The organism is Streptomyces albiaxialis (genome assembly GCF_039530985.1).
GTDB classification, from domain to species: domain Bacteria; phylum Actinomycetota; class Actinomycetes; order Streptomycetales; family Streptomycetaceae; genus Streptomyces; species Streptomyces albiaxialis.
Genome location: NZ_BAAAPE010000002.1, coordinates 19,139 through 36,520, shown reverse-complemented (window position 1 = coordinate 36,520; position 17,382 = coordinate 19,139). Strand labels below are relative to the sequence as shown.

Genomic DNA, 17,382 nt, shown 5'->3' with positions numbered 1-17,382 from the left:
GGTGCTCCTCGGGCGGCCTCGCGCGCGGCGGACGGACGCGGGCCGGGCTAGACCGACTTGACCGTGCCGCCGTCGATCACGTGGTCGGCCCCGGTGATGTTCCCGGCCACGTCGGAGAGGAGGAAGACGATCAGCGCCGCGACCTCCCGCGCCTCGGTGATGCGCCCGGTCGTGATGCCGAAGGCCTCCGGTATCTGCTGGAGGAACGCCTCGTGCTCCGCGCCGTTCGCGGCCGCCACCTTGCTGCCGAAGCCGTCGGGGTCCTCCCAGATGGACGTGCGGACCACACCGGGCGAGACGGTGTTCACCCGTACGCCCTGCGGGCCGAACTCCTCGGAGAGGGACTTCCCGAACGCGGTGAGCGCCGCCTTGGCCGCGCTGTAGGCGACCGGCGCGGCGGCGGGCAGCCGGGAGTTGATGGACGAGACGTTGACGATCCGTCCGCGGCGCTCGATCAGGCTGGGCAGGGCCGCACGGGTGGCGCGGACGGCGCTCAGCAGATTGAGGTCGAAGACGCGGGCCCACTGGGTGTCGTCGGTGTCGAGGAATCCGCCGAGCCGGACATCGTCCCCGGCGCCGACGTTGTTCACCAGCAGATCGATGCCGCCCAGCTCCGCCAGGGCGCTGTTCATGAGGGTGTCGACGCCCTCGGCGGTGCTCAGGTCCGCCGACACCGCGACGGCCCCGGTCTCCTTCAGCTCGGGGGTGACGGTGCGCGCGGCTCCCACGACGCGGACGCCCTCGGCGATCAGCGTCCGGACGGTGGCCAGCCCGATGCCCCGGCTGGCCCCGGTGACGACGGCGGTCTTGGCGGTGAGGTCGAGTTCCATGATGCTCCAATTCTTGAACTGCGAGTACAAAATATGGGCAGGCGAGGCCCCGGGCAGGTCGTACGAAGGGTGGTGTCCAGCCCGCTACGGGCTCTGTCTCAGGTGTGGGCTCAGGCCCAGGCTCAGGTCACAGGGAGTCGAGCGTCGCGTCGATGACGCGGTCGAGCCGCTCCGGCCCCTCCGCGACACGCGCCACGATCCGCATCCCCACGACGGTGTTCATCAGCAGGCTCCCCAGTGCCGCGGGATCGCGTCCGGGTGCGATCTCTCCGGAGCGCTGCCCTTCCTCGATCAGCGCCCGGAACGCGCTCTCGGTGCGGTCGAGCATGCGCCGGGCGAGTTCCGCCGCCGTCTCGTCGACACTCGCGAGCTCCGCGGTGGCGTTCACGGCCATGCAGCCGCGGCGGTCCGGGTCGTCGAGGTCCGTCTCGGCGAGGAGCTTCAGCACCTTGCGGAGGCGGTCCTTGACGGGTCCCGGCTCGTCGAGCATCTCCACCAGCGCGGCGGTCTGGGTGTCGCGGTAACGGCGGAGTGCCCGTTCGAAGAGCGCGTGCTTGCTGCCGAACGTGTTGTAGAGGCTGCCCTTGCCGATGCCGAGGGCGTCCACGAGGTCCTGCGGCGTCGTCGCGGCGTACCCCTTCCTCCAGAACACCTCCATGGCCTGGTCGACGGCGATCTCCGGGTCGAACTGCTTGGGCCTTGCCATGACGAGAACGTTAGCTGTTCTGGACCTGTGGGTCAAGAACGAACGACGGCGACTCGGCGGACCGGCGCCGCGTGAGGCCCCCTCAGTGCGACGACTCGGAGAGGTCCTGCTCGCCGACGACCGAGAGCAGGTCGAGCAGGCCGGCGCTGTCCGTACCGACCGCCGGGGTGAACCAGAGCAGTCGCTGCCTGCCGTCCTCGCTGAACAGGTTGAGGCAGTTCACCTCGACGCGGCCGATCGCCGGGTGGTTGATGCGCTTGCGGTCGTCGCGCCGGAACGCCACGTCGTGCTCCGGCCACAGCGCGGCGAACTCGGGGGAGAGCCGGAGCAGCGTGTCGATCATCGAGCGGGCCTCGGTGTCCTTCGCGTCCCGCCGGGCCGCAGCGGCCCGCAGGTCGGCGACGAACGCGCGGGACTGGGCCGCGTGATCGGCCTCGGGGTACAGGTCCCGGGCCTCCGGCTCCGTGAACCACCGGTGGACGAAGCTGGCCCGGGGCCCCGTCAGCCCCGACTGGTCCCCGAGCAGGGCCACCGCCAGGGGGTTCTGGACGAGGGTGACGTGCAGGTCGGTGATCACCTGGGCGGGCGTCGAGGTCAGCCGGTGGAGCAGGTCGAGCATGCCGGGGTGCACGTGCGAGGCCGCCCCGCCGGACACGGGAACGGGGCGGTCCGCCAGGTGGTACAGGTAGTCGCGTTCGTCGGCGGTCAGGCGCAGCGCCCGTGCCAGCGCCGCCAGCATCTGCGGGGAGGGCTGGGACCCGGCACCGCGTTCGAGCTCGTTGTAGTAGTCCACCGAGGCCCCGGCGAGCTGGGCCACCTCGTCGCGGCGCAGTCCGGGCACCCGCCGCCGGGGTCCGGACGGGAGGCCCACGTCGGCGGGGCGGATCCGTCCGCGCCGGGACCGCAGGAACGCCCCCAGCTCGGTGTATTTCGCAGAAGCCATGTCCTCCAGTCTGCGCCCGGCCGGGGTGCCGACACAGGGGATGACATCCCCTGGCTGCGCGGTCCGGAGCGCCGCATGGTGGAGGCATGACTACGCACCACCACACCTCAGGATCCGCGGCTGCCGAGTCGGCCGCCGAGCGAGCCGCCGTCGTGACCGGCGGCTCCCGCGGCATCGGCCGGGCGGTCGCCCGGAAGCTCGCCCAGGACGGCCTGGCCGTCGTGGTCAACTACGCCCGCGACGCCGAGGCCGCCGAGGAGGCCGTGGCGGCGATCACCGCCGACGGCGGCAGAGCCCTCGCCGTACGCGCCGACGTGGCGGACGAGAAGGAGGTCGCGGACCTGTTCGACCGGGCCGAGGCGGAGTACGGCGGCGTGGACGTCGTCGTGAACGCGGCCGGACGGCTCGCCCTGTCGCCCATCGCCGACCTCGACCTGGCGGAGTTCGACGCCGTGCACCGCACCAACGTCCGCGGCACCTTCGTCGTCGCCCAGCAGGCCGCCAGGCGGCTGCGCGCGGGGGGCTCGTTCGTGGGGTTCTCGACCTCCGTGGTCGGCACCCAGTTCCCCGCGTACGGGGCGTACGCCGCGAGCAAGGGCGCCGTCGAGGCGATGACCCTGATCCTCGCCCGCGAGCTGCGCGGACGGGACATCACCGTCAACGCCGTCGCGCCCGGGCCCACGGCCACGGACCTGTTCCTCGACGGCAAGACCCCCGAGCAGATCGACCAGCTCACCAAGGCTCCGCCCCTGGAGCGGCTGGGCACCCCCGAGGACATCGCGAGCGCGGTCGCCTTCCTCGCCGGTCCGCAGGGGCACTGGATCAACGGCCAGATCCTCCGCGCCAACGGAGGCCTGGTGTGAGCGCCGGCCCACCCTGAGCGCCCGTACACCGCCCATCCCCGATCCGCCCGAGAGAGAGCAGACCCATGCCATTCGCCCACTTCAAGGTGCCCGCGGGCACCGTCACCCCCGAGGACAAGCGGAAGATCGTCGAGCGTACGACCGCCCTCTACGCGGAGATCTACGGTGAGCGGGCGCGGCCCACCACCGTCGTGCTCGTCGACGAGGTCGCCGACGGCGGCTGGGGCGTCGGGGGCGGTGTCCTGACCGCCGCCATGCTCAACGGCGACGCCGACGCCGCCGCCGACGTCAGTGACGCCGACGCCGCGGCATCCGCGTAGACCGCCGCTCTCAGAGACTGAGCGTCTCGCCGACGGGGAGGAGGGTCAGGGGGACGCGCGTGAGCATCCCCGGGCCCAGGAACGTCGCCGTCGACTGCTGGCCCGTCTCCGAGAGCATCAGTTCGTGGATCTGCACCACGCGGCGGGGTTCCAGCGCGCGTACGAAGTCGGCCGCCTCGCCGAGCTTCGTCCAGGGGCCGCTGGTCGGCAGCAGCAGCGTCCCGACCTGGGCCGACGGGACGTGGTAGGAGTCCCCGGGGTGGTAGACCGCGCCGTCGACCAGATAGCCCACGTTCGCGCAGCGCGGGATGTCCCGGTGGATCTCGGCATGGACACCCCCGTGCACCGTCACCTCGAAGCCCGCGACGGTGAACCGGTCGCCGTCGGCCACCGCCACGACCTGATCCGGGTGGGCCGCGCGCCAGCGGCCCACCACGGCCTCCGGGCCGTGGACCGTCAGCCCGGGACGGGCGGCCAGCGCGGCGGCGACGGCGTCCTCGTCGACATGGTCGAAGTGCTCGTGGGTGATCAGGACGGCGTCGGCCTCCCCGAGCAGGGAGGCCGCGTTCGGCGTGAGGGCGCCCGGATCGACGACGAGCGTGCCGCCGTCCTTCTCCAGGCTCACGCAGGCGTGGGCGTGCTTGGTCAGCTCCATCGGGGTACTCCTGTCCTCCGGCCTCTCGCTGTACAGGCACCACTGTACAGACTGCCCTGTACAGATACGGCTGCCGGTTTGGTAGCTTGACCGCATGAGTCGCCAGCCGTCTCCGTCCCCCGAGGGCCCGCATGACGACCCGTACTCCCTCGCCGTCCGCCTGCGCGCCGCGGCGGGAGACCTGGTCCGCGCGGCCCGGTCGGGCGACACCCTGCCGCCCGTACAGGCCGCCGTCCTCGACCTGCTGGACCGGCGCGGCCCCATGACCACCGCGGACCTGGCCGCTGCCCGGAAGGTCCGGCACCAGACCATGGCCGTCACCGTCAAGGAGCTGGTCGCCGACGGCCGGCTCGCCGCCGTCCAGGACGCCGACGACGGGCGGAAGAAGGTCCTTCACCTCACCCCAGCGGGCAGCGGCGCCCTCGACGCCGACCGCCAGGGCCGGGTCCACCGCCTCACCGAGGCCCTCGCGGGCGCCCTGGACGACGGCGAACTGCGCGACCTGGCCTACGCCTTGCCCCTCATCGACAAGGTCGCCGCCGCCATGGCACACGACACGCGGACGGCTGCCGCCCCGGACCGAGGGCCCCTCACCGGCGCCTGGTGACGTCCGTACCGCCGAAACCCGGTGGCGTGCGCGCCCGTTCACGCACGACCATGGCGCGCATGACAGACCGACCCGCGAGATGGACCCAGGCGACCGTCTACCCCGACATGTGGACCGACCCGGACGACGACCCCCGCGAAGGCGACGTTCCGGAAGGCGAACTCGCGACGCTCCAGGACTACCTCACGAACTACCGCAGGACTCTGCGGATGAAGTGCGAGGGGCTCGACGCCGAGCAGATGGCCCGCCGGTCGGTCCCGCCGTCCACGATGTCTCTCCTCGGCCTCCTGCGACACCTCGCCGAGACGGAGCGTGACTGGCGGAACTGGATCACCGACGGCGAGCCGCAGCCGAAGCTGTACGGCGAGCGGGACGGGGACTTCGACGGAGCCGTCCCCGACCAGGCCGTGGTCGACGCGGCGTACGCGGATCTGGAGCGGGAGCAGGCCGCGATGGACGCCGCGCTGGCCGGACACGAGGACATGGGCGCGCGCCTGGGCAGGGAACAGGTCACCGTCCGTGAGCTGATCGTGCACATGATCGAGGAGTACGCTCGCCACTGCGGCCACGCCGACCTCCTGCGCGAGTGCGTCGACGGCCGGGTGGGCCAGTGAGTCGGGTGACCCGGCGAGGCCGGTGACCCGACAGGACCGGCGAGGTCGGTGACGGGCGCGGACACCCCGGTCGAACCGCCACCGCCGCCACCGCCGGAACAACCGCAAGACGTTCCTCCGCGAGCATGTTCGAGACGACTACCGGAATGAGGGCCGTGCCGAAAGCGGACGCGCTGCGCCGTCGCTGAGAGCGACGGCGCACCACCCCAGTTCTCGCCGTCGCTCCTGACCGTTGGCCAGGAGCGCCTTCGTGGCGCTCGGAATCCCCTTGCTCCGGAGCGCGTTCATGCTCGTCCTGTCCCTTCGTCAGCGCCGGCGCGCCCTCGTGGCCGCCCTCGTCGCCGACGCGGTCTTCCCGCTCGCCATCACGGGCGCGACCGGCGCCGTCCCCGAGGTGATCGCGGAACTTCGCGGCGCCGACGCGCTGGGCCCGTGGATCGTCCTCGCCTACAACGGCCTCTTCGCCGCGGCCCTCCTGCTGGCCGGTGCGGCGGCCGACCGCCTCGCCCGCACCCGCTTCTTCGCCGTCGGCAACCTCGTCGTGGCCACCACCGGCGCCCTCACCGCCCTCGCCCCGAACCTGGCCTCCCTGGTGGCGCTCCGCGCCCTCGCCGGGGTCGGCGCGGCCATGTGCGCCGCGGGCGGCTCGTCGATGATCCTGGCCGTCTATCCGCCGGAGGAACGCCGCCGGGTGTACGGCTACGCCGGAGCCGTGCTGGGCAGCAGCCTGGCCCTGGGCCCGGTCGTCTCCCAGGGCCTCATGGCCCTCGGCGGATGGCCCCTGGTCTTCATGGCGCCCGGCGCGGTCGCCGCCCTCGCGGCCCTGGCCGTCCTCGGGCTTCCGGGGCTGCGGGGCCCGAAGACGCCGGAACCCTTCGACCTCGCCGGGGCCCTCCTTTTCGGGACCGTCGTCGCCGCCGCGGTGACCGCGCTCGGGCTCGGCTTCGGGGCGGGCGTCCCGTGGTGGGCGCCGACCGGACTGCTGCTCCTCGCGGCGGCCGCCGCGGCGGCGCTCGTCCGCGCCGAACGGCGCGCCGCCGTGCCCGCGCTCCCCGTCGACCTGCTGCGGATCCCCGCCTACCGGGCGTACGCCGTGGCCACGGGCGCCCTCATGGGGATGCTCGTGGTCGGCCTGACCGCGCTCCCGAGGCTCGGCTCGGCGCACCGTATGGACGCCGGGGAGACGGCGGTCATGCTCAGCCTCCTGACCGTGCCCTCGACGCTCCTGCCGCTGCTCGCCGCCCGCCTCGCACGACGGCTGGCGCGGCAACTGGTCACAACAGGACTGACCGTCTGCGCCGTCACCGCCGTCCTGCTCCAGGTGACGGAGGAGCCCGCCTACCTGCTGGCCGGGGCCGGAGTGCTCGGACTGTGCCTCGGGCTGACCGAGGGCGTCCCGGACGGACAGGCCCTGCGGTACGTGCCCTCGCATCGCGGAGGGGCGGGCGCGGCGCTCTTCAGCACGGCGCGGATGAGCCTGGAGACGTTCGTCCTGGCCGCCGCCACCGGCGTGATGGCCGCGCTCGGGCCCGCCCCCGGCCTGGCGGTCGCGGGCGCGGTGTGCCTGGCCGCCGCCCTCCTGGTCCGGAAATCCGTCGCGCTCAGTGCTTGAGCGCGAAGGCGAACGCGGGGCGCCGGGAGCGGCTCGGGACGGGAGACGGCGCCCACCGGCCACGGTGCGCCCGGCGCTGCGGCGGACCGTACGGGGACTGCCACGCGGGGCGGTCGCCGCGGCCCGGGCCGTCCGCGTGGCGACGGCGGGGGAGCAGCGGGGGGTGGGTGGAGCGGGCGGGGCGGGCGGAGGCGGGCAGGAGAACGCGGTTCGTGAGCACAGAAGTACACCTGTTCAGTGAGAAGTCCGCAGCGGAAAGAGGCGCGGCGCACATGCGCGACGCGCGGCTGATCGGCGCTCGGGGAAACTCACAGGCAGTACAACGGCATATCCTCCATCGGACGGTCGCCTCAGGCGACGTCGGTCATCGGGGCAGCACGGTAGTGGCGCGCGGCCGCGCCGCACCACCCGTTTTCGGACGCCTCAACGGCGGGCCACCTGGAGATCGCGTACGACCTCCCGGACCATGCGGATCGACGCGGCGTCCAGCACGTTGCCGAACTCGATGACGCGTACGCGTCCTTCGAGCCGCCGCCTCAGCCCGGGCATCTCGCTCGGGACGACCACGAGATCGACGCCGTCGAGCCGTTCGTCGTCGGCGTCCGTATCGGCATCCGCGCCCGTGTCGGCGCCCGCGTCCGCGCCCGTCAGGACCCGGGTGTTGGTGACGCCCGCCTGCGCGAGGGAGTCGCGGATGCTCGCGGCCTGGTCCTCGGTCGAGTACCACAGGCCCACCGTGCGGTTCTTGGGCACCTGGGCGATCTGGAGCAGCGTCTGGACGTGCGGCGCGACGACGATCGCGATGACGTCCGTCGAGGGGCCGCGCAACAGGCCGCGCACCTCGGCGAGATGGAAGAACGTCGTCAGCACCAGGTCGGGCCGCTCGACGGCGGGGTCGAAGTCGCCGAGGACGAGGGGCTTCACGCCGATGTCCAGGTGCTTCTCCAGCTCGTCCGCGAAGTAGTGCGCCCGGTCGGCGTTGCACTCCACGAAGGAGACCCGGGGCGCGCTGTCCGCCGCGCGCGCCGCGAGGTCCAGGACGAGCTCCCGGACGTCGGACGGTGCCAGGCCCAGCTCTGCGCACTCACGCGCGGCCGCCTGGAGGATCTCGCGTGCCCGGTCGCGGATCCGCGAGGCCGAGCGCGCGCGCTCGCCCCCGACGACGACCATGCCGTTGCGCCCCCGCGCCTCGACGAGCCCCTGGTCCCGCAGATCGGCGTAGGCGTGCGCCACGGTGTTGCGGTTGATGCCCAGGTTGTCCGCGAGGAGCCGCGAGCCGGGCAGGCGTTCGCCGTCGCGGAGCTGCCCCATCTCGATCATGAACGTGAGCTGCGTGACGATCTGCCGGTAGATCGGTACGTCGGAGTGCTGGCTGACGCTGAGGTTGGCGACCATGGCCCCCTGCTTCGCTCGTTATGGCCCAAGAGGGAGTCTATCCAGCTAGGCCATAAAAGCTCCCACACGGCTCGGGGATTGGCCTCCATGGCCAAATGGCCTAGCCTCCTAGGTCATAAATCTCGACGGTGCGCCCGTCACCTCCACCACTCAGGAGACCCCCGTGAGCACGGACAGCACGGATAGCACGGACAGCACGGACAGCACGGACAGCACGGACACCTTTTGGGACGACGTCGACCGCCATGTCGTCCGCTACGGCGCGGCGTTCACCCCGCGCGTCATCGAACGCGCCTCCGGCTCCTACGTCTACGACAGCGACGGGGCCGCGATACTCGACTTCACCTCCGGCCAGATGAGCGCCGTACTCGGGCACTCGCACCCCGACATCGCCGGGGCCGTCTCCCGCTCGGTCGCCTCGCTGGACCACCTCTTCAGCGGGATGCTCAGCCGTCCCGTCGTCGATCTGGCCAAGCGGCTCTCCGCCACGCTGCCGGACCCGCTGACCAAGACGCTGCTGCTGACGACCGGCGCGGAGTCCAACGAGGCCGCGCTGAAGATGGCGAAGCTCGCCACCGGCAAGCACGAGATCGTCTCGTTCGACCGCTCCTGGCACGGCATGACCTCCGGAGCCGCGGCGGCGACGTTCTCGGCCGGACGCCGCGGATACGGCCCGGCGATGCCCGGCAACCTCACCCTGCCCACCCCCAACGCCTACCGCTCGCCCTTCCGCCGCCCCGACGGCTCCTACGACTGGGAGACCGAGCTGGAGTACGGGTTCGCCCTGGTCGACCAGCAGTCCACGGGCTCCCTCGCCGCCTGCCTCATCGAGCCCGTCCTCTCCTCCGGCGGCATCATCGACCTCCCGCCCGGCTACCTCGCCCGCCTCAAGGAGATGTGCGCCGAGCGCGGCATGCTCCTCATCCTCGACGAGGCGCAGACGGGCCTCGGGCGCACCGGCCACATGTACGCCTTCGAGCGCGACGGGGTCGTCCCCGACCTCCTCACCCTCTCCAAGACGCTCGGCGCCGGTCTCCCCGTCGCCGCGGTCGTGACCAGCGACGAGATCGAACAGACCTGCCGCGACCGGGGCTTCCTCTTCTTCACGACCCATGTCTCCGACCCCCTCGCGGCGACGGTCGCGCTGACCGTCCTCGACGTCATCGAGCGCGACGGCCTCGTCCAGCGCTCCGCGAAGCTGGGCGAACAGCTCACCGGGCGGCTGCTGGAGCTGCGCGACACGTACGAGGTCGTCGGCGACGTCCGGGGGCGCGGCCTCCTCCAGGGCATCGAACTGGTCCACGACAAGCAGAGCAGGACCCCCGCCGACGCCCTCGGCCAGGCCGTCACCGCCGCCTGCCTCGACCGGGGACTGCACCTCAACATCGTCCAACTGCCCGGCATGGGCGGCATCTTCCGGATCGCCCCGCCGCTCACGACGAGCGACGAGGAACTGCACGCCGGTATCGACATCCTGGACGCCGCTCTCCGGTCGTGCCTCACCGGCTGAGTCCGGCCCGGCAGCGCCCTCGCCCCCCTTCCCCGCCTCCGGGTCCCGCTCGGGTCGCGGGGACGGGCCGCTTCCCTGATGCTGGACCGGCGTGGTCTTCCGCCGGGGCCGCGCGCGTCAGCACCGCAGGCGGTCCTGGAGGCCGGAGATGTTCGCAGGTCTGGGCCGGTTCGTCGTACGCAGGCCGTGGTGGATCATCCTCGCCTGGGTGGTGATCGCCGCCGCGGTGATCGCCACCGCGCCGAAGCTGACCTCCTCCACCGACGAGGCCAGCTTCCTGCCCAAGGGCTACGAGTCGATCAAGGCCCAGGACCTTCAGCGGCGCGAGTTCCCGCAGCAGCAGAACATCGGCGCGATCGTGGTCTTCGACCGAGGGGACGGGAAGCCGCTCACCGCCACCGACGCGGCCACGGTGAAGAGGATCAGCAAGAAGCTCGCCGCCAGGAAGATCGACAAGATCGACGGGGTGGCCCCGGGCAGGACCTCGCCGAACAAGAAGGTCGCCTCGGCGCTCGTCGCCATGCCGAAGACGAACAACCCCAACGACACCGCGCCCCAGGACGCGGTCGAGAAGCTGCGCGGAGCGCTGCGCCACGAGCTGCGCTCCGCGCCCGCGCTGGACGCCGGGATCACCGGAACGTACGCGCAGGCCCTCGACCAGGCCGAGTCCTCCGAACGCGCGGGCGCGCTCGTCGGCATCGGCACCATCGTGATCATCCTGGTGCTGCTGCTCGTCATCTTCCGCAGTCCGGTCGTCGCGCTGCTGCCGGTCGTCCTCATCGGCCTGATCTCACCGATGGCCACCGGCGTGATCGCCGCCGCCAACGAGGCGTTCGACCTCAAGACGGACTCGTCCATCGAACAGTTGCTGACGGTCGTGCTCTTCGGCGTCGGCACCGACTACATCCTCTTCCTGCTCTTCCGCTACCGCGAGGCGCTGCGCGCGGGGGAGGACGCCAAGGGCGCGATGGTGCACGCCGTCACCCGGGTCGGCGAGGCCATCACCTCCGCGGCGGGCGCGGTGATCATCGCGTTCGCCGCGCTCACCCTCTCCACCCTGGGCATGCTCAAATCGATGGGCCCGGCGCTCGCCATCGCCGTGTTCCTGGCGCTGCTCGGCGGCCTCACTCTGGTCCCCGCCGTGGTCTCGCTGCTGGGAACCAAGGTGTTCTGGCCCTCGAAGTCCTGGCAGCGGGAGCCCAAGGGCACCGGCTTCGGGAAGCTGGGCGGCTCGCTCGCCCGCCGCCCGGCCGTCTGGGCCACGGCCTCCGGCCTGGTGCTCCTCGTCCTCGCCTCCGGCGCCCTCGGCTACAAGGCCAACTTCGACCTGGCCGGATCCTCGCTCCCGGACGACAAGGAGTCCGTCGTCTGGATGAAGACGATGGAGAAGGGCTTCCCCGCGGGCGCCACCGACCCCACCAACGTCTTCCTCACCGACGCCGACGGCCGCCGCCTCGCCCGCGGCGAACTCCGGGACTTCCGGGCACAGATCGCCCGCGTACCGGGAGTGGGCACCGTCGCCCCGCCCAAGGTCAGCGAGGACGGCGCGACCGCCAACTACTCCGTGGTGCTCGACGACTCGCCCGCCTCCGACACGGCGCTCGGCACCGTCAAGGACCGGCTGCGCCCGACCGCGCACGACAGCGCGCCGGACGGCACCGAGGCCCGGGTGGGCGGGACGACCGCGGTGTACGTGGACATCAACAAGGCCGTGGACCGCGACTACTCGGTCGTCTTCCCGGTCGCCGCCGTCTGCATCATGGTCATCCTCGGGCTGCTGCTGCGCTCCCTGGTGGCCCCCTGGTACCTGATGGTCTCCGTCGCCCTCGGGTTCGCGGCGACGCTGGGCGCCACCAGCGTGCTGTTCACCTCGATCGGGAACCAGCCGGGGCTGATGTTCATGCTGCCGGTGATCATGTACCTCTTCGTCACCGCGCTCGGCACGGACTACAACATCCTGATGGTCTCCCGGCTGCGCGAAGAGGCCCGCGAGGGCCACCCGCCCCGCCGGGCCGCCGGAATCGCGCTGCGCCACTCCGGCCCGACGATCGCCGCCGCCGGAGTCATCCTGGCCGGAACCTTCGCCACCCTGATGCTGGCCGGGAACTCGCTGCTCACCCAGATGGGCTTCGCGCTGACCTTCGGCATCCTCGTCGCCGCCTTCGTGATGGCCCTGCTCTTCACCCCCGCCGTGACCGCGCTCATCGGCCACACGGCCTGGTGGCCGGGGCACGGCGACAGGAGCGAGAAGCCCGAATCCTCCGGCCCCGTGCCTGCGGGACCTGAGCCCTCGGGGCCTGATCCCTCAGGATCCAGCCCCTCCGGCGCCGGACCCGGCGGCTAGCCGCGCGGCGCCTGCGCGCGCAGGAAGTCGAGAACGAGCGACACCACCCGCTCGGGGAACTGGCTGTGCGGGTAGTGCCCGGCGCCCTCGACCATCTCCAGGCGCCCGAGCCCGTCCGGCAGCGCCTCCACGATCGCCGTGCCCTCGGCGCGCGGGTCGGCCCAGTCGGGGTCGAGCGTGCCCATGACGACCAGGACCGGGCAGCGGACACCGCCGAGCTGCGCGCCCGCGTCGCCCGGCGCGCTGCGGCCCATGCCCTGGAAGGCCTTCATCCGGCCCGGCTCGCGCATCAGCGCCTCGATGCGGGCGATCCGCTCGTCCCAGTCGGCCTGCTTCGGGCCCGGGTGCGCCACGTCGAGGTACGCGCGCCACTGCGGCACGCTGCCGAGGACGCCCGCGCCGACGAGCCGCGTCATGGCCCGCCGGAAGCGCTTCACCCGCAGGTCGGAGAGGCGGACCGACTGCTTGCGGGTGAACGGCGCCAGCTCGACGACCGCGGAGATCAGCGAGGGCTCCCGCGCCGCCGCGATGGTGGCCGCGCCGCCGGAGATCGAGTGCCCGACGAGCACGGCCGGTCCGCCCAAGTGCCGGACGAGGGCGAGCAGATCGCCCGCGAGGGCCGTACGGCTCCACTCCGGCCAGTCGGTGCTGGACTCGCCACAGCCGCGCAGATCGACAGCGGCGACCCGGTACCCCTCCGCCACCAGTGGGGGAACCACCGCCCGGTACGCGTCGCGGCTGTCGCCCATGCCGTGCGCGAGAACGATCAGCGGGCCGGTCCCCGCGACCTCGTAGGCGAGGGTGCCTCCGTCGACGGCCAGGTACTCGGTCATGACGCCCCTTGGGTGAGTGGCTAACATTGTTAGCCATAAGCTAATGCTGTTAGCCGCTCCTGTCAACGGCGGACTCCGCGCCTCCCGTTCGCACCGCCGCGGAACCGTCCGCCACTTCGACACCGTCGTAGAGCCGAAAGCGGGCCGAAGACAGGGGGAGGGGGGAGCGGCGATGAGGAACGGGCGACGGCGGGCCGCGTGCGCGTTCGCGGTCCCGATGGCGGCGGTGACGGCGGCCCTCACGCTCGTGGGCTGCGGCGGTTCCGACGACGGGCCGACCCGGGAACGACGGGAACGCCCCACGACGAGCCCCGACGCCCGGCGCGGCCCGTGGGGCGACGGAGGCAAGGCGGCCGAGGCGGGCCGGACCGTCGGCGCCCCCGGCTCGCCCTGCACGCTCCCCGTGGCGTTCTCCGCCGCACGCGGCTGGAAGGCCGAGAGCGTGCCGAAGGGCACCCATCGCCAGGGCACCGTCGAGGTGGCCTGCGAGATCGACGCCAAGCCCGCGGGGAACATCGGCTACCTGCGCGTCTGGACCGGAGACGGAGACTCCCCGCGCGCGGCACTGGAGGCCTTCGCCGAGGACCGCCACCCGGAACGCCGGCGCCACCGCACCACCGAGGCGGGCGACGGCGGCACCGCGCTCGCCGAAGTCTCCTACCTCAGCCGCACGGTCCTGGACGGCGAGGAGCTGGACCGCAAGCCGGTCCTCGCCTTCGCGGCCGACACCGGCGACGGGCGGCTCGTCATCGTCGAACTCGGCGGCACGGACGCCGAGGAGCACCGTGCGATGCTGCCCGCATACCTGCTGGCCAAGAAGACGCTGAAGGTACGAGGCTGACCCCGGGGACCGGAACGGCGACCCCGCCCGAGAGTTCGGAGGACCGATGGACAAGAAGCTCGCCGCGTATCTGAGCACGCTCTACGAGCAGGGGCGCACGCACGACGCCCCGCTGGCCGACCGCCTGCTGCGCCTGCGGAACATGACGCCCGAGGCCGCCGGATTCATCAGCCTCCTGATCCGCGCCCAGCGCGGCACCCGCGTACTGGAGATCGGGACCTCCAACGGATACTCCGCGATCTGGTTCGCCGACGCCCTCCGCGACACCGGCGGCAGCCTGACCACGGTCGAGACCGAGCCCGACCGGGCCGCGACGGCACGCAGGCACCTGGAGGCCGCGGGCGTCGCCCCGTACGCGACCGTGGTGGACGGCGACGGCGGCGAGGTGCTCGCCGCGGCCGGCGACTCCTCGCTCGACCTCGTCGTCCTGGACGCCGAGCGCCCCGCCTACCCCGACTACCTCCCGCACCTGCGGCGGGCCCTGACCCCGCACGGAATCCTCGCCATCGACAACGCCGTCAGCCACGCCGACCAGCTCACCGGCTTCCGCTCCCTGCTGGAGGAGGACGCGGAATTCGCCGTCCACCTGGAGCAGGTGGGCGACGGCGTGCTCACGGCCGTACGGCTCGGCTGACGGGACTCCGACTCCGCGGTCAGTCCCCCGCCGTCGCGACGACGAGATGGTGCTGCGAGAGCCCGAGCACGGAGGGCTCGGCCTCCAGCCTGCGCAGCGTGCGCAGGAGCTGGTCGCGCCGCCGCTCGTCCTCCATACGTGCGTCGATGTCGCCGAGGAGCTTGGCGGGGCCCTCGACCGCGAGGAGCGCGCGGACGCGCAGCCCCGCCTCGACGGCCTCCTCGGCCAGCTCGTCCGGGGCGTGGAGATACGCGGTGGTGAACAGCCGCTCGTAGTCCCGGCCCTGGTTGCGGTGCTCACCGGTGGACACGTGCGCGGCGACCGTCTCCTCGACCCCGGGCAGGTCGAGCTTGCCGCTCGCGAGCATGTCCCACGAGCTGTAGAACCGCGACAGCCCCGCCGCCACGAGCACGCCGCCCGGACGCAGCACTCGCCCCGCCTCGCGCCACGTACGCAGCCGGTCCTCGCGACGCGGCAGGTGGTACAGCGGCCCGAGGAGCAGGACCGCGTCGGCCGAACCGTCGGGGAAGGGCAGGCCACGGGCGTCCGCCAGCAGGCAGTGGCAGCCGGGCGGCGCGTCCTCGCGCGCCTGGCGCACATGGAGCGGCACCGGGTCGACGAGCGCGACGCGGTAGCCGTCACCCGCCAGTGCGTGCGCGTATCGGCCGGGCCCGCCGCCGACGTCCAGCAGGAGCCCGGGCGGCGGCGGGAGATGACGGGCGAGGATCTCGCGCGTCCGTACGAACTCGATGCCGCGGCCCGGAGAGGACAGCCGGTCCCGCTCCCTGCCGAGCGCGTAGTACCGGGAGATGTCGGGATCGAGTGCCATCACGTACCTGTCCGGGGGAGGGGGGGGAGGGGCGCTGACAAAGCGAGGCGAGGCGAGGGCACAGGGGCCGGGGTGCCGTACTCGCCAACGCCCGGCGCGTGGCGGTGAGTTCCCGCACCCCTCGCGCCCAGGCGTACCGGCGTATGCCCACGTGTCGGTGATCCGTCGGCGAGGTGTCGGTGCCCACTGGAACGGTGGGCACCGAGGCGCCCCGGCACCCAGCCGCGAACCGCCTCCCCAAGGAGCGGAACACCGGAAGGGAGCCATGCCGCCATGCCGACCTCACCCCCGTGGGACGTCCGACGGCTGCCGCGTGCCGAGGACAGCGTCTTCCTGGTCACCGGCGGCAACGCGGGCATCGGGTACTTCGTCGCCGAGCAGTTGGCGTCGTCCGGCGCCACCGTCGTCCTCGGCTGCCGGAGCCCCGCGAAGGCCGACGGCGCCGTGGCCTCGATCCGCGCGCGGGTCCCGGGCGCGCGCGTACGGGCCGTACGGCTCGACCTCGCCGACCTCTCCTCGCTCCCGGCCGCCGCCGAGGCACTGGGGACCGACCGCCTCGACGCCGTGGTGCACAACGCGGGCGTCGCGCGCGACGACCCGCCGCGCGAGGAGACCGGCGACGGCCACGAGCTGATGTTCGGCACGAACCACCTCGGGCACTTCGCGCTCACCCGGTGGCTGATGCCGCTGCTCACCGCCGCACCCGCGGCGCGCGTCGTGACCACGGGCAGCTTCGCCGCGAAGTCCGAACGCCTCGACCTGGACGACCCGCAGTCCCGCACGGACTACCGCCCCAAGCGCACCTACGGCCGCTCCAAACTGGCCCAGATGTACTTCGGCCTCGAACTCGACCGCCGCCTGCGCGCCGTCGGCAGCACGGTGTCGAGCGTCGTGGCCCATCCCGGGGGCGCGCTGGACTCCCTCACCCCGCCCCGCCCGCCGGTGCACGAGCCGACAACCGCCGCCCGGCTCCGTACGGCCCCCGCCGCCCTCGTCCTCCAGGGCAAACACGCCGGTGCGTGGCCCGCCGTACGCGCGGTCCTCGACCCGGCCGTACGCGGAGGCGAACTGTGGGGGCCCCGCGTCTTCGGCCTGCGCGGCGCGCCCCGGCGCGAAAAGGTGTGGGACCACCTCGCCGACCCCGCCGTCGCGGCACGGCTGTGGGCCGCGAGCCGCGCCCTGACCGGCGTGGACCCCGCACCCGCACCCTCCCGGTAGCCTCGCGGGGACGAACGGGCCCGGCACGGGGAAGGAGCACGGATGAGCGCGAACGGGGACGCGCGGCGCCCGCTGCTCTTCCTCGACATCGACGGACCGCTCATCCCGTTCGGCGCCCCGCCACCGCACCGGTACCCCACCTATCCCACCCACGGCACCCGCGGCACCCACGAGGCGAACCCCCTCCTGGCCCGGGTCGATCCCGCGCACGGCGCCCGCCTGGCCGCGCTCCCGTGCGACCTGGTCTGGGCCACGACCTGGGCGGAGGAGGCCAACGAGTGCCTAGCCCCGCTGCTCGGCCTGCCGCCCCTGCCCCTGGTCGACTGGCCGGAACCGTCCGCCACGGACGGCCAGGACGGCCAGGACGACCGGGATGAACGGGACGACCAGGACGGACGGGACGCACGCGCCGGGCTCCACTGGAAGACCCGTACGCTCGTCGAGGCGGCGGCGGGACGCCCGTTCGCCTGGGTCGACGACGAGCTGACCGGCACCGACCGCACCTGGGTCGCCGCCCACCATCCGGGGCACGCGCTCCTCCACCGCGTCGACGCCCGCTTCGGACTGACCGACGCGGACTACGCGGCGCTCGACGCCTGGCTGCGCCGACCGCACTGACGCGCGGCGG

The 17,382-nt window shown here is 73.1% G+C and carries 18 protein-coding genes; 11 read left to right on the top strand and 7 right to left on the bottom strand.

The window, feature by feature from the left end:
• Positions 1-47: 47 nt before the first annotated feature.
• The 3 genes from ABD343_RS05095 to ABD343_RS05085 all read right to left on the bottom strand — a co-directional run bounded on the left by ABD343_RS05095 (position 48) and on the right by ABD343_RS05085 (position 2,479).
• Positions 48-830 (bottom strand): oxidoreductase, encoded by a 783-nt coding sequence (locus ABD343_RS05095; RefSeq protein WP_344524476.1) that lies wholly within the window; start codon positions 828-830, stop codon positions 48-50.
• Between the two features lie 127 nt (positions 831-957).
• Entirely contained in the window at positions 958-1,536 is a 579-nt protein-coding gene (locus ABD343_RS05090; protein ID WP_344524474.1) for a TetR/AcrR family transcriptional regulator, read from the bottom strand.
• Between the two features lie 82 nt (positions 1,537-1,618).
• Positions 1,619-2,479 (bottom strand): helix-turn-helix transcriptional regulator, encoded by an 861-nt coding sequence (locus ABD343_RS05085; protein WP_344524472.1) that lies wholly within the window; start codon positions 2,477-2,479, stop codon positions 1,619-1,621.
• 86 nt (positions 2,480-2,565) lie between these two features.
• Here ABD343_RS05085 and ABD343_RS05080 point away from each other — a divergent pair, with 86 nt between their 5' ends.
• Positions 2,566-3,342 (top strand): SDR family oxidoreductase, encoded by a 777-nt coding sequence (locus ABD343_RS05080; RefSeq protein ID WP_344524470.1) that lies wholly within the window; start codon positions 2,566-2,568, stop codon positions 3,340-3,342.
• Positions 3,343-3,407: 65 nt separating this feature from the next.
• The gene (locus ABD343_RS05075) at positions 3,408-3,662 is read left to right on the top strand and encodes a tautomerase family protein (RefSeq protein ID WP_344524469.1); all 255 of its coding nucleotides are present in this window, start codon (positions 3,408-3,410) and stop codon (positions 3,660-3,662) included.
• Positions 3,663-3,672: 10 nt separating this feature from the next.
• On the opposite strand, the gene ABD343_RS05070 is transcribed toward ABD343_RS05075, so the two are convergent.
• Positions 3,673-4,317: an MBL fold metallo-hydrolase gene (locus tag ABD343_RS05070; protein WP_344524467.1), complete on the bottom strand. Its 645-nt coding sequence runs from the start codon at positions 4,315-4,317 to the stop codon at positions 3,673-3,675.
• A 94-nt stretch (positions 4,318-4,411) separates the two neighbouring features.
• Between ABD343_RS05070 and ABD343_RS05065 the strand changes: the two genes are divergently transcribed.
• The 3 genes from ABD343_RS05065 to ABD343_RS05055 all read left to right on the top strand — a co-directional run bounded on the left by ABD343_RS05065 (position 4,412) and on the right by ABD343_RS05055 (position 7,150).
• Positions 4,412-4,924, top strand: coding sequence for a MarR family winged helix-turn-helix transcriptional regulator (locus ABD343_RS05065; protein ID WP_344524465.1), 513 nt, complete (start codon positions 4,412-4,414; stop codon positions 4,922-4,924).
• Between the two features lie 50 nt (positions 4,925-4,974).
• Complete coding sequence (locus ABD343_RS05060) at positions 4,975-5,538, top strand: DinB family protein (RefSeq protein ID WP_344524463.1); 564 nt, start codon at positions 4,975-4,977, stop codon at positions 5,536-5,538.
• A 250-nt stretch (positions 5,539-5,788) separates the two neighbouring features.
• A complete protein-coding gene (locus ABD343_RS05055) occupies positions 5,789-7,150 on the top strand; it encodes an MFS transporter (RefSeq protein WP_344524461.1) in 1,362 nt (453 codons plus the stop codon).
• 423 nt (positions 7,151-7,573) lie between these two features.
• Here the strand turns inward: ABD343_RS05055 and ABD343_RS05050 are convergent, their stop codons facing one another.
• Positions 7,574-8,545, bottom strand: a complete 972-nt coding sequence (locus tag ABD343_RS05050) for a GntR family transcriptional regulator (RefSeq protein ID WP_344524459.1) — start codon at positions 8,543-8,545, stop codon at positions 7,574-7,576.
• Between the two features lie 163 nt (positions 8,546-8,708).
• On the opposite strand from ABD343_RS05050, the gene ABD343_RS05045 reads away from it, so the two are divergent.
• Entirely contained in the window at positions 8,709-10,055 is a 1,347-nt protein-coding gene (locus tag ABD343_RS05045) for an aspartate aminotransferase family protein (protein ID WP_344524457.1), read from the top strand.
• 148 nt (positions 10,056-10,203) lie between these two features.
• Positions 10,204-12,399 carry an MMPL family transporter gene (locus ABD343_RS05040; RefSeq protein ID WP_344524455.1) on the top strand — a complete coding sequence of 732 codons (2,196 nt, stop codon included), beginning with the start codon at positions 10,204-10,206 and terminating at the stop codon, positions 12,397-12,399.
• Here ABD343_RS05040 and ABD343_RS05035 read toward each other — a convergent pair.
• Entirely contained in the window at positions 12,396-13,232 is an 837-nt protein-coding gene (locus ABD343_RS05035) for an alpha/beta fold hydrolase (RefSeq protein ID WP_344524453.1), read from the bottom strand. The genes ABD343_RS05040 and ABD343_RS05035 overlap by 4 nt on opposite strands.
• A 172-nt stretch (positions 13,233-13,404) precedes the next feature.
• Between ABD343_RS05035 and ABD343_RS05030 the strand changes: the two genes are divergently transcribed.
• Both ABD343_RS05030 and ABD343_RS05025 read left to right on the top strand, forming a co-directional pair.
• Positions 13,405-14,073 carry a lipoprotein gene (locus ABD343_RS05030; protein ID WP_344524451.1) on the top strand — a complete coding sequence of 223 codons (669 nt, stop codon included), beginning with the start codon at positions 13,405-13,407 and terminating at the stop codon, positions 14,071-14,073.
• A gap of 46 nt (positions 14,074-14,119) precedes the next feature.
• Positions 14,120-14,707 carry an O-methyltransferase gene (locus tag ABD343_RS05025; RefSeq protein WP_344524449.1) on the top strand — a complete coding sequence of 196 codons (588 nt, stop codon included), beginning with the start codon at positions 14,120-14,122 and terminating at the stop codon, positions 14,705-14,707.
• 19 nt (positions 14,708-14,726) lie between these two features.
• On the opposite strand, the gene ABD343_RS05020 is transcribed toward ABD343_RS05025, so the two are convergent.
• Positions 14,727-15,536 carry a class I SAM-dependent methyltransferase gene (locus tag ABD343_RS05020; RefSeq protein WP_344524447.1) on the bottom strand — a complete coding sequence of 270 codons (810 nt, stop codon included), beginning with the start codon at positions 15,534-15,536 and terminating at the stop codon, positions 14,727-14,729.
• Between the two features lie 273 nt (positions 15,537-15,809).
• On the opposite strand from ABD343_RS05020, the gene ABD343_RS05015 reads away from it, so the two are divergent.
• Both ABD343_RS05015 and ABD343_RS05010 read left to right on the top strand, forming a co-directional pair.
• Complete coding sequence (locus ABD343_RS05015; protein ID WP_344524445.1) at positions 15,810-16,754, top strand: SDR family NAD(P)-dependent oxidoreductase; 945 nt, start codon at positions 15,810-15,812, stop codon at positions 16,752-16,754.
• A gap of 42 nt (positions 16,755-16,796) precedes the next feature.
• Positions 16,797-17,372 carry an HAD domain-containing protein gene (locus ABD343_RS05010; protein WP_344524443.1) on the top strand — a complete coding sequence of 192 codons (576 nt, stop codon included), beginning with the start codon at positions 16,797-16,799 and terminating at the stop codon, positions 17,370-17,372.
• The last annotated feature ends 10 nt before the right edge of the window (positions 17,373-17,382 follow it).

Excerpts from the sequence above, each read along its gene's own strand:
- ABD343_RS05070 (WP_344524467.1), bottom strand. The coding sequence starts at position 4,317 with ATGGAGCTGACCAAGCACGCCCACGCCTGCGTGAGCCTGGAGAAGGAC.
- ABD343_RS05060 (WP_344524463.1), top strand. The coding sequence starts at position 4,975 with ATGGCGCGCATGACAGACCGACCCGCGAGATGGACCCAGGCGACCGTC.
- ABD343_RS05050 (WP_344524459.1), bottom strand. The coding sequence starts at position 8,545 with ATGGTCGCCAACCTCAGCGTCAGCCAGCACTCCGACGTACCGATCTAC.
- ABD343_RS05040 (WP_344524455.1), top strand. The coding sequence starts at position 10,204 with ATGTTCGCAGGTCTGGGCCGGTTCGTCGTACGCAGGCCGTGGTGGATC.
- ABD343_RS05010 (WP_344524443.1), top strand. The coding sequence starts at position 16,797 with ATGAGCGCGAACGGGGACGCGCGGCGCCCGCTGCTCTTCCTCGACATC.
- ABD343_RS05025 (WP_344524449.1), top strand. The coding sequence starts at position 14,120 with ATGGACAAGAAGCTCGCCGCGTATCTGAGCACGCTCTACGAGCAGGGG.
- ABD343_RS05090 (WP_344524474.1), bottom strand. The coding sequence starts at position 1,536 with ATGGCAAGGCCCAAGCAGTTCGACCCGGAGATCGCCGTCGACCAGGCC.
- ABD343_RS05065 (WP_344524465.1), top strand. The coding sequence starts at position 4,412 with ATGAGTCGCCAGCCGTCTCCGTCCCCCGAGGGCCCGCATGACGACCCG.
- ABD343_RS05080 (WP_344524470.1), top strand. The coding sequence starts at position 2,566 with ATGACTACGCACCACCACACCTCAGGATCCGCGGCTGCCGAGTCGGCC.
- ABD343_RS05085 (WP_344524472.1), bottom strand. The coding sequence starts at position 2,479 with ATGGCTTCTGCGAAATACACCGAGCTGGGGGCGTTCCTGCGGTCCCGG.
- ABD343_RS05035 (WP_344524453.1), bottom strand. The coding sequence starts at position 13,232 with ATGACCGAGTACCTGGCCGTCGACGGAGGCACCCTCGCCTACGAGGTC.
- ABD343_RS05075 (WP_344524469.1), top strand. The coding sequence starts at position 3,408 with ATGCCATTCGCCCACTTCAAGGTGCCCGCGGGCACCGTCACCCCCGAG.
- ABD343_RS05095 (WP_344524476.1), bottom strand. The coding sequence starts at position 830 with ATGGAACTCGACCTCACCGCCAAGACCGCCGTCGTCACCGGGGCCAGC.
- ABD343_RS05020 (WP_344524447.1), bottom strand. The coding sequence starts at position 15,536 with ATGGCACTCGATCCCGACATCTCCCGGTACTACGCGCTCGGCAGGGAG.
- ABD343_RS05015 (WP_344524445.1), top strand. The coding sequence starts at position 15,810 with ATGCCGACCTCACCCCCGTGGGACGTCCGACGGCTGCCGCGTGCCGAG.
- ABD343_RS05030 (WP_344524451.1), top strand. The coding sequence starts at position 13,405 with ATGAGGAACGGGCGACGGCGGGCCGCGTGCGCGTTCGCGGTCCCGATG.